Annotated in this window: 11 protein-coding genes; 2 read left to right on the top strand and 9 right to left on the bottom strand. The window is 59.4% G+C overall.

Going from position 1 to position 14,537, the window contains the following annotated elements; translation table 11 throughout:
• Positions 1–133: 133 nt before the first annotated feature.
• From H0484_RS13660 to H0484_RS13620, 9 genes are all read right to left on the bottom strand, one after another.
• Entirely contained in the window at positions 134–1,591 is a 1,458-nt protein-coding gene (locus tag H0484_RS13660) for an NAD-dependent succinate-semialdehyde dehydrogenase (protein WP_226955201.1), read from the bottom strand.
• Positions 1,592–1,608: 17 nt separating this feature from the next.
• Positions 1,609–2,367 (bottom strand): SDR family NAD(P)-dependent oxidoreductase, encoded by a 759-nt coding sequence (locus tag H0484_RS13655; protein WP_226955200.1) that lies wholly within the window; start codon positions 2,365–2,367, stop codon positions 1,609–1,611.
• Complete coding sequence (locus tag H0484_RS13650; protein WP_226955199.1) at positions 2,364–3,089, bottom strand: ABC transporter ATP-binding protein; 726 nt, start codon at positions 3,087–3,089, stop codon at positions 2,364–2,366. The genes H0484_RS13655 and H0484_RS13650 overlap by 4 nt, the downstream gene beginning before the upstream one ends.
• Positions 3,089–4,843 carry a branched-chain amino acid ABC transporter ATP-binding protein/permease gene (locus tag H0484_RS13645; RefSeq protein ID WP_226955198.1) on the bottom strand — a complete coding sequence of 585 codons (1,755 nt, stop codon included), beginning with the start codon at positions 4,841–4,843 and terminating at the stop codon, positions 3,089–3,091. The genes H0484_RS13650 and H0484_RS13645 overlap by 1 nt, the downstream gene beginning before the upstream one ends.
• Complete coding sequence (locus H0484_RS13640) at positions 4,840–5,718, bottom strand: branched-chain amino acid ABC transporter permease (RefSeq protein WP_226955197.1); 879 nt, start codon at positions 5,716–5,718, stop codon at positions 4,840–4,842. Before H0484_RS13640 ends, H0484_RS13645 begins: the two co-directional genes overlap by 4 nt.
• A gap of 27 nt (positions 5,719–5,745) precedes the next feature.
• Positions 5,746–6,963: an amino acid ABC transporter substrate-binding protein gene (locus H0484_RS13635; RefSeq protein WP_226955196.1), complete on the bottom strand. Its 1,218-nt coding sequence runs from the start codon at positions 6,961–6,963 to the stop codon at positions 5,746–5,748.
• 97 nt (positions 6,964–7,060) lie between these two features.
• The gene (locus H0484_RS13630; protein WP_226955195.1) at positions 7,061–8,266 is read right to left on the bottom strand and encodes an FAD-dependent oxidoreductase; all 1,206 of its coding nucleotides are present in this window, start codon (positions 8,264–8,266) and stop codon (positions 7,061–7,063) included.
• Positions 8,267–8,668: 402 nt separating this feature from the next.
• Entirely contained in the window at positions 8,669–10,981 is a 2,313-nt protein-coding gene (locus tag H0484_RS13625) for a 2OG-Fe(II) oxygenase (RefSeq protein WP_226955194.1), read from the bottom strand.
• Positions 10,982–11,045: 64 nt separating this feature from the next.
• Positions 11,046–11,429 (bottom strand): hypothetical protein, encoded by a 384-nt coding sequence (locus tag H0484_RS13620; RefSeq protein ID WP_226955193.1) that lies wholly within the window; start codon positions 11,427–11,429, stop codon positions 11,046–11,048.
• 747 nt (positions 11,430–12,176) lie between these two features.
• Between H0484_RS13620 and H0484_RS13615 the strand changes: the two genes are divergently transcribed.
• The gene (locus tag H0484_RS13615; protein WP_226955192.1) at positions 12,177–13,082 is read left to right on the top strand and encodes a hypothetical protein; all 906 of its coding nucleotides are present in this window, start codon (positions 12,177–12,179) and stop codon (positions 13,080–13,082) included.
• A 586-nt stretch (positions 13,083–13,668) separates the two neighbouring features.
• Positions 13,669–14,532, top strand: coding sequence for a phage integrase N-terminal domain-containing protein (locus H0484_RS13610; RefSeq protein WP_226955191.1), 864 nt, complete (start codon positions 13,669–13,671; stop codon positions 14,530–14,532).
• Positions 14,533–14,537 lie beyond the last annotated feature (5 nt).

The following is a 14,537-nucleotide window of genomic DNA, read 5'->3' as shown; positions in this document are numbered from 1 at the left end:
ACGATGCGATCACTGGTGATCGATGCTGGGCAGCCTTGCCTTGTCGCACGGTGGTTGGCATGACATGGCATGGTGGCGTTGGCAACGGCGGTCGCATTGGGTGCCTGGTGGCTGCGGCGCCGTTGATAGGAAGTCACAGGCCGGCCAGGCAGATGTACTTCAACTCCAGAAAGTCATCTAATCCATGGCGCGAGCCTTCACGGCCCAAGCCGGATTGCTTGATGCCGCCAAAGGGGGCGACCTCGGTGGAAATGATGCCGGTGTTGACGCCGACGATGCCCGACTCGATGTTTTCCGCCATGCGCATGGCGCGGCCCAGGTTCTGGGTGAAGACAAAGGCGCCCAGACCGTAGTCGGTATCGTTGGCCCATGCAGTGACTTCGGCTTCGTTTTCAAAAGGCTGTAGTGCGGCAACCGGACCAAAAGTTTCTTCGTGGGCGATGCGCATGCTGGGGTTCACATCGCGTAGCACGGTAGGTTCGAAGAAATGACCTTGTGTGCCGTGCCGCTTGCCGCCAGTGAGTGCTTTGGCGCCTTTGGCCAGGGCGTCTTCCACGTGCTCGATGACTTTTTGCAGCGCACCGGCATTGATCAGCGGGCCCTGCTGGGCGACAGGATCCATGCCGTTTGAAACCACCAGCTTGCCGGCGGCCTCTGCCAGAGCTTGCGCAAAGCGATCGTAGAGTGCGCTGTGCACATAGAGGCGATTGGCGCAGACGCAGTTCTGACCGGTATGGCGAAACTTGGCATTCAGCGCTGCTTCTACGGCTGCATCAAAGTCGGCGTCCTCAAAGACGATGAAGGGGGCGTTGCCGCCTAGCTCGAGGCCCAGTTTCTTGACGGTGTCGGCGCAGGCACGATAAAGCAGTTTGCCTACTTGTGTAGAACCTGTGAACGAAAGCTTGCGTACGATAGGGCTGCTGGTCAGCGTCTGCCCGATGACGACGGGATCACCGGTGATGATGTTCAGCACCCCGTCCGGCACGCCAGCGGCTTGTGCCAGACGTGCCAGCGCCAGTGCGGAGAAAGGCGTGTCTTCGGCGGGTTTGAGCACCATGGTGCAGCCGGCAGCCAAGGCCGGAGCGGCTTTGCGGGTAATCATGGCCGAGGGTAGGTTCCACGGCGTGATGGCCCCGACCACACCGATGGCTTGGCGCAAGACCAGAATCCGGCGGTCGGCTGAACCGGACGGCACGGTTTCGCCGTAGGCACGCTTGCCTTCTTCGGCAAACCACTCGACGAAACTGGCACCGTAGCCGACCTCACCGCGCGCCTCGAACAGGGGCTTGCCTTGTTCTGCAACCATGAGTTCGGCCAGGGCCTCCTGGTGCTCAAGAATCAGAGCATGCCATCGCATCAGGATGCGATGGCGCTCTTTCGCACTGAGCCCGCGCCAGGCCGGCAGGGCGGCATTTGCTGCGTCAATGGCGGCCTGGGTGTCGGCTTGGCCCATGCGAGGGACGCAGCCAATAACGCTGCCGGTAGCTGGGTTTTGTACGTTGAAGGTAGCGCCGTCGGTGGCGCCCACCCACTGTCCGCCGATCAGGGCGTGGCCGGAAAGGTGCTCGGGAGTCAGGGGAATCAAGCTCATGAAATACTCGTTGTCGTTCAATGGGTGACGGAACCGCCGTCCACGACCAGGGTCTGTCCGGTAATGAAGTCGCTTTGTGGGCCAGCCAGGAAGCCTACTGCACCGGTTACGTCGTCTGTTTGTTGAGCGCGGCTGAGTGCGCGGCTTTCCAGAGAGCCTTGCAACAAGCGGTTGACGATGTCGGGGTTGGCCATCACGTTGTCTGTCATGACCAGGCCCGCGGCTACCGCATTGACGCGTATGCCGTCTGCGCCCAGTTCTTTTGACAAGGCACGCGTCAGGGCAATGACGGCCCCCTTGGAGGCCACATAATGGGCAAAGAGAGGCGTGCCCTTGAAGGCGGTGCCGGAGGCAATATTGATGATCTTGCCGTAGCCTCGGATCGCCATGCGTTTGGCAGCCGCACGCGAACACAGGAAGACGCCGCGTACGTTGACGGCCATGACGGCATCCCATTCCTCCATGTCGATGTCATGGATGGATTGCGGTTTAAGGCTGGTGAAGATGCCGGCGTTGTTGACCAGGATATCCAGCCCGCCGACTTGCTTGTCGATGAAGTCAAAAGCCGCTTCGACGGAGGCGGCGTTGGCAACATCCAGCGCAACGGCCCAGGCTGTTATGCCTTCTTGCTGCAGCGCCTGGGCGACGTCATGCGGTGCTTGCAGGTCGGACAGCACGACGGTGGCGCCTTGGGTTGCCAAATCGCGTGCAAAGGCCAATCCCAGCCCGCGCGCTGAGCCGGTGACCAGCGCAGTTTTGCCTGATAAGGGTTTCATGCTTGGTTTTCCTCTGAATCGACGCCAAGAAACTTGGCGGAAAAATCGGGGTCGTCCAGAATGTCATGGGCGCTACCTTGCATGATGACATGGCCGTGCTCGATAACGTAACCACGTTCCGCGAACTCGAAGGCGCGGTGCACGTTCTGTTCGACCAGCAGCACGGTGACGCCGCCTTCGGCAATCTTGCGCAGGGCATCCATCACGAGATGGACGACAACAGGCGCAATGCCCAGGAAGGGTTCGTCCAGCAGCAACAGGTCGGGCTTGGACATCAAGGCCCGGCCGATGGCGACCATCTGTTGTTGGCCGCCACTGAGCTCCCCGGAGAGCTGATGGCGTTTTTCTTTCAGGATAGGGAACATGTCGAAGATGCCTTCCAACCTGTCCTGCACGCCTTTGCGCAGGCTGGGTGCATAAGCCCCAAGCTCCAGGTTTTCCTGCACCGTCATGCCAGTGAACAGGCGGCGGCCTTCCGGCACCATGGCAATGCCGCTGACGACATTGACGGCGGCAGGTTTGCCGGCGATCTCCGTACCCTTGAATCGTATGCTGCCGGAACGAGGTGGGTAGATACCGGCAATAGCGCCCAGCGTGGTGCTTTTGCCGGCGCCGTTGGCGCCTAGCAAGGCGACGCGTTCACCTTGCCTGACGTTCAGTGTCATGCCAAACAGTGCGCGCATATTGCCGTGCTCGACGACGAGATCCTTGATGTCCAGCATTATTTTCCTTCCTTTTCCGCGCCTTTGGCGCCGAAGTAGGCCTCGATGACCTTGGGGTCATGCACGATGTCGTTCACGCTGCCCTGAGCCAGCAGGGAACCCTGCTCCAGCACGACGACACGATCAACGATTTTGGCCAGTGCCCAGAAGATATGTTCGACCCAGATGATGGAAAGGCCGTAGGTGTCGCGTGCTGTTTTCAACAGTTCGACGAAGCTGGCGATCTCTGCCGGCGTCAGACCCGAGGCGACCTCATCCACCAGCAGCAGGCGAGGGCGACTGGCCAGTGCGCGTGCCAGTTCAAGCAATTTGCGGTCTTGCAGCGACAGGTCTTGCGCCAAGGTGGCCGTCTTGCCGCCCAGACCGACTTGTGCGGCATAGCTATGCGCAACACGCAAGGCTTGCGCGTGATGCAGTGGGTGATGAGCGCGGAACATCAAGGCAACGGCAATGTTTTCCAGTGTGCTCAGGTCTGAGAAGGGACGAGGAATCTGGTAGGTGCGACCTATGCCCAGATGGGCCACCTGATCACGGCGCTTGTCGGCAAGGTCGACGCCGGCAAAGCTGATGCGGCCACCGTCCAGTGTATAGACACGTGACACGCAGTTGAAGAAAGTCGTCTTGCCGGAACCGTTGGGGCCGACCAACCCGATGACGTCGCCGGGCTGAACTTCCAGCGTTACGCTGTTGACAGCGGTATTGCCGCCGAAACGTTTGATGGCGCCTTGCGAAGACAGCACGGCGGTGGCCGGCACTGTTTCTATGGGTGCGGGGTCCTGTGGCAATTGGCCTGCCACTTGGGGCTGTTCATGATGTTCGCGACTGTAATGGCTTAGCAACGGCAGTCGCGATACCCAGATGCTGCGCAGCATCCCGCCCGGCATGTAGCGGCCGATCAGCAGAATCAGCAAGCCATAGGCGGCGGTTTGCAAGACGGACAGGTTGGTGATCAGGTAGTTATGCAGCGTCCCCAGAATGATGACCCCCAGCAATGGCCCCCACAGCAGGCCCGAGCCGCCGAACAGCGCCATGGCGATGGGCCCCAATGCGACGTCCAGGCCGAATACCGTATGCGGATCGATGTAACCCAGGAACCAGGCTTGCAGTGCCCCGGCCAAGCCGGCGAACAAAGCGCCCAGAGCAAATACAGCCATTTTGGCTGGCAGGATACGGATGCCGCAGGTTTCGGCAGCCTGTTCGTCATTACGGATGGCTTTCAAGGCATAGCCGAAGCGTGAATGATCCAGCCAGACACTGACGCCGATGGAGATGCCGCCCAGCGCCAGGACCAGGCCGTACAACATTCCCATGTCACGAGGGATGGTCAGGGCAATACCGTTGGCGCCCTGCGTCAGCCCGACCAAGTTCAGGGCCAGCAGTTCGAACAGAGGGATCAGCGCCAGGGTGGCAAAGGCAAAGTAATTGCCGCGCAGGCGAAACAAGGGGAAGGCCAATACCAGCGCCAGCAACATCGGTACCAAGGCGGCCAGTGCCAGGGATGGAATCAACCCGAGGCCGGCCGAGGCCGAAATGGCAAAGCTATAGGCACCCGTGCCGAAGAACGCGAAGTGGCCCAGGTTGGTATAGCCGGTCTTTCCGCCCAGCCAGTCCCAGCTTTGCGCCAGCACAAGCGCGGACAGCAGCGTGAAGGTAAATGAAACGGCATAAGAAGAGCCGAGCACCGGTACGAACGCCGCTGCAGCCAGGATCAACCATGGCAGGTGATTGATGTAACGTCGAGAAGTTGCGCTCACGCTGCCTTACTCCCAAAAAGACCTTGTGGACGAACGATGAGCAGGAACAGCAACAACACGATGCTGATGGCAGGCGCCCATTCGGAACCCAGGATGAAAGCCCCCAGGCTCTCCGCGACACCCAGCAAGATGCCGGCGATGAGCGTGCCTGTCAGGTTGCCTATGCCGCCCAGCACAATGATGGTGAAAGCTTTCACCGTCAGCGCAAAACCCATATAGGGGTCGACCGGAAACATCATTGCGTAGAGCACGGAAGCCACGGCGACCAGTGCGCAGCCGAAGGCGAAGGTATTGCCGTGCAGTGCCTTGCCTGGCACAGCGCACAGGCTGGCGCTGAGCGGGTCTTGGGAAACCGCACGAATAGCGCGGCCGAACCAGCTTTTGCGCAGAAAGAGTTGCAGCAAGATCGTCAGCAGAATGATGCCGCCCAGCGCATACAGCTGGGTCGTGGACAGGATGACGTCTCCGATTTCCAGCGGCTCGAAGCGGATGGGAATGCTGCGTGGCGTGGGGCCCGCCAGGAAGGCGGCCAGATCGCTCATGATGAGCAAGGCCCCGACCGTGACCAGCACCATGCCGACTTCCATTTCGGTGTGCCGCCGCGATTGCAGCGGCTGCAGCAAAAATTGAAAGAAGGCCCGGCCCAACAGTCCCAATACGACTACCAGGATCACGGCGCTCACGACGGGCGAGAGGCCGAGTGAGGTAAAGCCGATGCTGGCTGCAATGCCGCCTACCGCCAGCAAGGTGCCATGCGCAAAATTCAAGATGCGCACGACCCCGTAGATGAGCGATAGTCCGAATGCCACGAGGGCGTAGATCCCGCCCAGCAACACGCCGCTGACGGCGAGCTGCAGGAAGATGGACATATCCATGTAAACGTCTCCTGTGCCGACGGCGTTTTACTTCCAGCTGACTGAAGGGTAGATGAAAGGCTTGTTGGCCACTGCCTTGGGGGCGACCAGTTCCAGTACGCCGGATTGCACTTGTGTGGTGAAAGCCGCTGTTTCGGAGATTCCGCCTTCCAGGAAGGTGATGTCGCCTACGGGGGACTTGAAGGTGCCGTGATCCAAGGCATCTCGGACTTTTTCGCGGTCCACCGCTCCGGCGCGTTCGATAGCCTGAACCATGACGAGGTATGAGGACAGGCGAGACATCGTCCACAGGTAGTCGCGCACATCGACGTCGGCATCTTTCAGCACTTCGGTGACCAGTTCGCTGTAGTCGCCTTGCATGCCGGGGAACCATGGGATTTCACCGCTCAGCCCTTCGGCATCGGCCCCCAGCGTCTTGAGCAAAGCGCCGGTAGTCATCGTCAGGTGCACGTCCAACGCCTTGACGCGCATTTGGCGCATTTGCTGAATCAGCGGCATGGCCGGGGCATCATAAGAAGCGATGTAGATGATGTCCGGATTGGCGCGGCGCAGCTTCAGCGTAATGGCGGTGAAGTCTTTCAGCTCGGGGGCAAAGATCTCGTTGCCCAGCACTTCCATACCTGCTGCCTTGGCTTGTTCGACGGCGTTGGCGGTAATGTCCTTGGTCAGCAGGTTGTCCTGTACGACAAAGAAAATGGATTTAGGGGCCGGCGATACCGTTTTGAGCAGGTCGAAGTAATTTACCGACCATTGCTTGGCTGTGGGCATGGGCACGCCAAATGCGTATTTCAGACCGCGAGTATAGATATTCTCGGCAGAGGCGTTGGACATCACGCTGGGCGTTTTGTGAGTTTCCATGACTTGCGACGCAGCAAAGCTCAGCGCAGACCAGTCGGGGCCGACGAAGAAGTCCACTTTGTCAGCAGTCGCCAGCCGCTCGTACAGCGTTACGGCCGTAGCGGGTACGCTTTGGTCGTCGTAGATGACGAACTTGATGGGCAGTTTCTTGTCGCACTCTTTGACGAATACGCCGCCGTCCTGATTGAAGCGAGCTTCGAAGACTTCGGTCATTCGTACCCAGCGATCGGCCAACGTGGCATTGCGACCTGTCGAGGAAATAGTCGTACCCAGTTTGATAGGGCCATCGCAGGAAGCGGCCTGGGCTTGAAACGGGATGGCAGCAGCCAGGCCGAGTGCGAGGGCGGCAACGCTGTGCAACAGGGATTTACGGCGTGTTTGCTTCATGGTTTTTCTGCTCCGGTAAAAACTACGAACAACCCGGTCGGCGGGGTCAAGCGCCAACCGGGAAACAGTGGGGGGCTGGAAGGCCGCTGAATTGGATTCAGGCCGTCAGTGAGGCGGCGCGTTCCAGGCTGTTGAACATGGCAATGCGACGCAGCAGTTCGCGGCCCTTGGCCGGATCCGCAGCAGCAGCACGGATCTCATCGCGGAAGCGCGCGCGGTCGACCTCTTCCTTGGCCTCCAGGTTGCGCTTGTTGCGGATGGTGTCGTTCTGGATGGCCTCCATCGTCACGGCACGACGTTGAAGCTCGTACAGGTCCAGCACGGCAGGCGAAGCGGCTCCGTTGATGACCGGACCCAGCTTGGCGGTGAGGTTCAAGGCATCATGGATACCGCCATTCATGCCCATGCCGCCGAGCGGATTATTGATGTGCGCGGCATCACCTACCAGGAAGCTGCGATCCTTGCGGAAATGCGAGGCGACGCGCTGATGAACACGATACAGCGTGGTGTGCTGGATGCAGGGGTCGATATCCGCAGGCACGACGCGGCGTATGGATTCTTCGACGTAGGCCGGGCTCAGTGCTTCTGCATCGCTCAGTTCGGGCGCCACGGGCATCATCACGCGCCATGCGCCGATGATGCGCAGCAGGAAATACCAACGGTCGGGGTCGGCGACATAGCTGACTGACGAGATGCCGGGACGCAAGGCGGTGAAATCCACAGGCGTCGTCATCACCAGAAAACGTTCGGGCCAGGTAAAACCTTCGAAGCCGATGCCCTGGTCGCGTCGCACGATACTGTTGGCGCCGTCTGCGCCGATCAGCCATTGACAGCGTAGCGTGCGCTCTTGCCCGCCTTGTGAAACGCGCAGTGTGACGCTTTCCTCGTCTTGAGAGACAGACAGCACTTCACTGTCGAACTCGATGCGGAACAGAGGGTTGTGCTGCACGACATCAAGGATGATGCGCGTCAGTTTGTATTGCTCGGCCTGCAGGCGGAAGGGGTGGCGCGTGATGTCGGCAATGGTGCTGAAATCAAACGTGCCCAGTTCGCCATCTGTGCTGGTTGAGTACTGCACCGTCGGTGCCTTCAGGCCTTGGGTGATCAGTGTTTGCGCAAAGCCCAAGTCGTCCAGCATGTCCAGGGTAGGCGGATGAAAAGTCGAAGCGCGCGATTCGGTGCTCAGGTCCGATAGCTTCTCCAGCACGAGGACGGGGATGCCCTGGCGGATCAGATCGGCAGCCGCTGTCATGCCAACGGGGCCAGCCCCAGCGATGACGACGGGAAGTACAGCTTGATTCATGAAAACTCCTGCTTGTGCAATAGGTTCTAGGCCGTCCGCGGCGACGAATCACAACAGCCGGAATGCCGGCTGACCGATGCCATCCTAATGTTGAGCAGAATGTAGGGTCAAACGATTTAAATTGCAAACATGTTGAGTTTTTTGAATCAAGTGTGGGTAAAAATGGGGGTGTTTACCCTAATTTCATCTTTGTTTTTTCTTAAAATGAAAGAAATGTAGGCGAGCCGCAGTAGTGCAGTGATGGGTCGAGCGTGTGTTTATGAGTGCGTGATCGAAGATGTTTGAGGCTGGGGTAGGGGAGATTGCCTGTGAAACGGCAGTGTGCCTCAGTAGCCCTCTACGCGAATTCGTTGCCACAAATGTTGGCGAACAAGGCGACGACGAGTTCATCACCTTCCAGTTTCACGTTGGCCGTACCTGTGTACGTTGCAACCAGGCCAGGTCTTTTTTCCATTGCTGGCGATCGGCAGTGTCGCGCTCGAACAGAGCAAGGGTCTTTTCCAGTACCAAGGTGTAGGGCCTGCCCGTGCGGCGGGTTTCATGCCGTATCGGCAGCTCATGATGGTCGATGAACTGATGGATCAATTGACGCCTGGCCTGGGCCAATGGCCATTCCAGCCGTTGCTGCTGTGGGGAGGCTAGAAAGGCCAGCAAGGGTGCCGCAAGATCGTCGAGTCCCCGTCCCCCATGTTCGGACGGCGGTGTGATCGACCAGTCGGTTGCGTTACGCCTTGGCTTTGCCAGGCAGGTTTCGAGCACGTGCGTGCAATGACTATGAAGAACGGAAAGATGGAGCCCTTCGAGGTTCTTTATTTTCTGGGCCTGATGTAAAACTTGCAGCGGAACTTCCAGTGGTATGTCGTTCGTGCGCAGCATGGCGATGATTTGCTCGGTGAGCGTAGAGCAACCCGTGACTTGGCTGGCCCGGAGCAGGCCCAGCCATGCAGCGCTTGTTTCAACCAGTGCCGAAACTCTTGTACTGCGCTGGTGATACTTCTGTACTTGCGCAATGTACTGGCGCAGCCAACCCCAGCGCTGTTGCACCAGGCGGGCAAGCAGGGCCACGGTATCGCTACTCGTGCAAGAAGATTGTGCCAGAGCAGGTAGTTCCTGCGCCATCCAGGCCAGTTGACGCGTGTCTGGCTGATGCGTTTCGGCCCACTGCTGGAAACGTTCGGCACACCATGCCTGACCGTGGCGTTCGAGCAATTGCCACAGCCAGGGAGCCTGTTGTGCAGTCAGTTGCGACAGTGCAAAGGGTGACAGCAGACCAGCAGCGATCCCTGCGTCGTCGAGTCTGGCCGCGACGGGCAGCGTTGCGGTGAATAGTACGTCGGAATCGGCGACGCTTCTTGCCTGCTCCCAGAATGACAGCAATGAATGTGCCCTTGTTTCGGCCTGAATCGTGTCACCAGCATTGAGCCATTCGGCAATCTGAGCAATAGCCCAGTCGGGAGCCTGTCGCGCCCGAATGACAAAGTTGCGCTCACGCGGCCATAGCACCACGGCGGCACGGTGGTACCAACGATCGACGGTGTTGCCGTAGTTGCCCATATAGCCTTCGTGTTCGGACTGGAACGGCGCGCAATCAACCGACAGGCGGTTCATGCATAGCTCTGTCTCACTGGCAAAACTGATTTCTTCACGTTTGCTGCCATCTGGAGCAAGCCAGTGGCGCAGTTCAACTTCGCTGTTGATCAGATCGCCCAGTGCGGGGTGATCCTCATTGTGGTCGAACCCGTTGTCTTCATCTTCCTGCTCATCGCTCCAGTAACCATGCTGCTGATAGTCGTCTTCGGCGGACCAGGTTTCGTGCACATCTGCCAATGTCAGGAATATTTCCGCATCCAGTTGTCTGGCGGCAGCCTGCAATGCCGCTGCGCGTTGAGCGTCCACGCCTTTGAGACGCTGCCATGACAAGCCACTGGGGGTGTATTGGTGGTCGAGCAGATACACCAATCTATCCGGTGGTTCTGTGTGGGTATCGCCATCCCATCGTGGTGGTGCGGGGGTTTGCCAGACACGGTGGAGTTCGCTTGCCAATGCAGTGACAGCCTGTTGTGGCAATTCGCTTGTGCGGGTGGCTCCCGGTGCGATCAGGTTATAAGTCAGCACGACCCGGTATCCTTGCTTGACTGGGCGTACCTCATGATGACAATCGGCATAGAAGGCCATCATGCCGAGCCGATTTTGCGAACCGCGTGCACACACCGTCTGACCCTGGTGCGACACCACGAACTCACCCCCAGTGAAGCTCGATGGCAGCGTGATCACCAGCGTGCCCAGCATGCCGTCGGTCTTCTCCGAGTCCTGATGTACCGCGAAGAATTGCCCAGGTGCATAGATCAACAAGTTGTGCAGGTCTACGCGCAGTGAATCGGGTGATGGCACCCCAAGCTCGTGGCCGATGCGCAGCAATGCGCGATTAAGCACGGCTGTCCATTCGGGCGAAGTGAAGCGCAGGCGCTCGGCTGGAATTTCCCAAGTGTCGCGTACCCGTGGATCCAAGCGGGTTTGGTCTTTATAGCCATGATGTGCGGGTTGCGCCGCAGCACACAGGCGATGGGCTGTTTGCAGTGTGATGGGCAACGGAATGTCCCCAACATTGTCCACATGCAGGTGCGGATCGGCAGCGATGGCGAAGCGCGTGGCAAAGGTGCTGGAAGTGCCCAGGGTGGCCAGCTGTTGAGCGATGGATTCGGTGGGGGTGGTCATGTACGGTAGCTTGGAGTAGCAGGTTTGGGCTTGACGCCGTTTTAGCCACATGGCCCCAGTTTAATCAATACGGGTTGGCGCGATACCGTATTGATTGCTGCGTACATGATGATGTCTCGGCATACTGGCCTTGCAATGACCTGCCGGTGGGTGTGAACACAGGAACCTTGGCGCGGTAGTTCTTTCCATCGCTGGCAGTTATTAAGTAATCCTTAATAACTGCCTCCGGCAGCAACTCACCATCATCGAACACGCGCTTCAGATGCTGATTGATGGCCGGTACAGTGACATCGTACAGCGCAGCCATCATCTTCTGCGTCAGCCAGATGTTTTCATCTTCATAGCGCATTTCCACGGACTGCGGTTGGCCGCCTGTGGCAGCGATGTAGGTCAGGTACTCCGCTGCCGAGGAACGACCGATGGGAACTGTCTGTTTCTTCTTCGTCATCAGGCGTCCCCCCATCGCCGAACATGTCCGTCGTCCGACTATCGCTGGACTTTCTGCCGGACTTGGGTTGTTTGTCATGGGTCAGGCGTAGCAGGCGACGGTTGTCGTCGGATACCGACAATGCAGCGCCTAATAGTCCTGGATCCAATGACTTAGCAGGTCACAATCATATCAGTGCCTGATAATCATTGGTAGTCAGAAACGCTGGCTGGAAATGGAGGTGCAAGAGAGTTGAAAGCAAGGGTCAATGGTCTTACTTTGAAAAATAAACGGCCATCCACCCCTCACTTCCCGATGCAGAAGGGGTGTTTCTGCCGCATGTCGTTGATTTTCAATGTAGTCATGGCGGTCTGGCAACGCGCTTGGACTTATTCTTGGACTCAAAACCAAGCGTGGCCCTTGGTAGCGGCGAATGGCCCATCTTGGACGCTGCCCGCTCTCCCGTTAACGATGCGATGTATCAGCGGACAACCTGATCATAGGCAGTGAACCCGGCCATCAACGTCCGCCAACATCCAATGCGCTGTAACAGGCTCATTTTCCCACCTCCTGATCCGGAACACCAAGGATGTTGCGCCCTGCTTCAGCTCGAAAAAACGGGAGGAGCGCAGTTCGGATTGATGGCTGCGGCAGCGGTGATGCCAGGGTGAGATGACGGCTCCTTTGGCCATACGGCCGATACCGACAGGAGCCTCGCCATGTCACACCCAACCTCAGACATCATCACCCCGAAAGCCCTGTTGCTCGATGACCGGCTTCTCGATGGCCAGCCGCTACGCGGTGCGGAATCAGCCCCTCGCGTTTGACGACGCGTGCCTGGAGGACGAAGACTACCTGCCCCTGCTGGAACGGGCGCTCGGCCATGCCAGCGCGACGATTCGCCAACTGGCGCAGTCCATTCTCGATGAGGCCATGCACCATCCGGACAGGTTGGAAAAGTTGCCTGCAACGATGCAAGAGCGGATCAGGCGCCTACAGCACCGTGGCGACGACCATGACTCGGGCAGTCCTGGTGGCTCAACTGCGCGCGATGCCCTCGCGCCCGAAGCCAGCAGCGGCATTCCGAAACCCGTTCCGGCATCTCCGACAGCAGTACGTACTGTAGAAAAAGAAGTATTAAAAGAAGTACGTACGTACCGCTCATCACCCGAAGTGCAGGTATCGGGGCCAGATGTGCCAGCCCGCTTCCGGCAACTGCCACAGGATCAGCAACGGATTCTCACCACACGTCTCAGGGGTTTGCCCCCGGAACAGCGCCTGGAGGTGTTGGCCGAGTGGGATGTGCGCTGCGAATCAGGTGGCGTGCACAACGTCATCGCCTACCTCTACGGGTTGATCAAGAGGGCCGTGGAAGGCGTGTTCAAGCTCTGGGCAGCGCGCAAATCCACTCTACAGCAGACACCCGTGCAGGCCGTCAGCAACAGCCCGCATGGCTCGCCGCCTGCCCCTTCTCCATCGTCCAGCAGCCAAGCTGCAAAACCTGCGTCGCGCGAGGTGGCGCAACGGCATCTGGATCAGATCAGGCGCATGTTGAAGACGCCATCGCTGCCCATCGGGCAGATCATCGGGGGCATGGCTGACAGCGGAATGCTGCCAACAGCCCCGGGAAACACGCCTGCTGCTGCACGGCTGGGGTCCCTGGGCTCGGCGTGAGACAGATGGGGCCGTCACTGCCCGCCGCAGTGACGGCCCGGCGAACTGCAGCAACAATGCGGGTTGGCGCGGCATCGCATTGATGGCGGCGCACATGACGATGCCCCGGCACACTGGCCCAGTAACGACCTGCCGGTGGGTATGAACACCGGAACCCTGGCGCAGGTTCCTGCAAGTGCTGACCGGCTCATTGCCGGACGGAATCATCCCTGGCACACCCAGGCTCGCTCGGTGTGCCGCCCTACCCATGGGCAGAGCCTTCCTCATCTTCGGCGTGGTTCGTCCCGCCATCGTCGCAGCACACATCCACTGTTCCAGGCGCTCGTCGCGGGTCGCCCGACCTCGCGCGGTCTGCCAACTCGTTTTCCACCACTCCACAGGAGGTACCTATCCCAGCACATCGCGTTGTCATCCCTTGCAATTCTTCCGCCCGGCCTTCCCACAGGAAGCAAGGCGGACGCCTCATTCGAGGCCACAGGTGAACTGAGCACCTGGCCCTTGCCCCTCGGGGATCTCGCCTTGGCGAGTTGGCAAAAACACTGACCGTTTGCTTCTCAGCCCCGACAACCGATGGAACAACACCGCGATGGACGACCTGACCTATACCCTGCGCCAGCTTTGCCAGCGCAACCGCGACGGCAGCCATGCCACTCAGGCCGACCGGCAACGCTCACTGAGCCTGGCGGCACGCCAACTGCGCGAAGCGGGTTTCCGCCAAATGCGGGCTCCCTCCCTCAAGGGCAAGCACGTCGAAGCCCTGTTGCAGCGCTGGCAAGCCGAAGGCCTGTCGGCAGGCACGCTGAAGAATCGCATGGCCCACCTGCGCTGGTGGGCCGAGAAGGTTGGCAAGGCAGGCATCTTGCCGGCAGACAACACCAAGCTGGGCATTCCCGAGCGGCGCTATGTGACCAATGAAAACAAGGCCAAGGAATTGGGCGATAGGTTGGACAGGATCACCGATCCCCATGTCCGCATGAGCCTGCGTTTGCAAGCGGCTTTCGGTTTGCGGCGGGAAGAGTCCATCAAGTTCCAACCCCGCTATGCCAACCGTGGCGACCATATCGCCATCAAGGGATCGTGGGCAAAAGGTGGTCGTGATCGGACGGTGCCAATCACGACGCCGGAACAGCGTGCGGTATTGGATGAGGTCCATCGCCTGGCAGGCCTGGGATCATTGATTCCGTCGCCCAAGACTTACATCCAGCAGCGGCATGTCTACGACGGGCAGTGCAAGGCGGCAGGGCTGAGCAACATGCACGGGCTGCGACATCAGTATGCGCAGATGCGGTATGAGGTATTGACGGGATGGCGAGCGCCGGCTGCTGGCGGGCCAAAGCAGGAAATGCTGTCCGCCAATCAGCAGTTGCAAGACCTGCAAGCACGGCAAAGGATCAGCCGGGAACTTGGGCACGAACGGACGTCGATCACCGCAATCTACCTGGGGCGATGACGTCC

Origin of the sequence: Mesopusillimonas faecipullorum (genome assembly GCF_020539505.1) — a bacterium.
GTDB lineage: Bacteria > Pseudomonadota > Gammaproteobacteria > Burkholderiales > Burkholderiaceae_B > Mesopusillimonas > Mesopusillimonas faecipullorum.
The sequence above is the reverse complement of the archived record's forward strand: the minus strand, read 5'-3'. Positions and strand labels throughout refer to the sequence as shown.